The sequence below is a fragment of the Chitinophaga varians genome (assembly GCF_014529945.1).
In the GTDB taxonomy this organism is placed as follows: Bacteria; Bacteroidota; Bacteroidia; order Chitinophagales; family Chitinophagaceae; genus Chitinophaga; species Chitinophaga varians.
On record NZ_JACVFB010000037.1, the window covers coordinates 1 to 486 of the forward strand.

A 486-nucleotide genomic window follows, 5' to 3' on the forward strand; every position below is an offset into this window, starting at 1 on the left:
GCTCGTCCTCTGCAGGTGGTGTTGCGGGAAAGAGCGTTGGATTTCCGTTATGAAGATGTGCGTGCCCTTTGCCAGGCTGGCGGGGAAGAGGCATCGCTGGTGCATGACATTGCCGTGTCGGACCGGGCACGGGGCTTCGACCTGAGCAGGGATGTGCTGATGCGCTTAACGGTGGTACGTTCCGCAGCAGAGACTTACTGGTTTATCTGGAGCCATCCGCATATCGTGATGGACGGCTGGTGCATGGGTATCGTTATCTCTGATTTCCGGGAGCTGTATGCCTCGCGTCGTGGTGGCCGTATGGCGAAGTTGCCGGCGGTGCGTCCTTATGCTTCGTATATCCGCTGGTTACAGGAGCAGGACAGCAGTGCTTCCCGTTTGTACTGGCAACAATACCTGTTTGGCTATGAAGGCGTTTCCTGCCTGCCCCGGCAAGTGCCGGCGGCATCAGGCTATCAGGCAGGGGTGGAGGAAGTGGTGCTGGAT

Annotated in this window: 1 protein-coding gene; it reads left to right on the forward strand. The window is 58.4% G+C overall.

Features of this window, described 5'->3' with window-relative positions:
* Positions 1 to 486 (forward strand): condensation domain-containing protein (locus ICL55_RS34940; protein WP_246496879.1); only part of this gene is annotated, 486 nt, incomplete at both ends.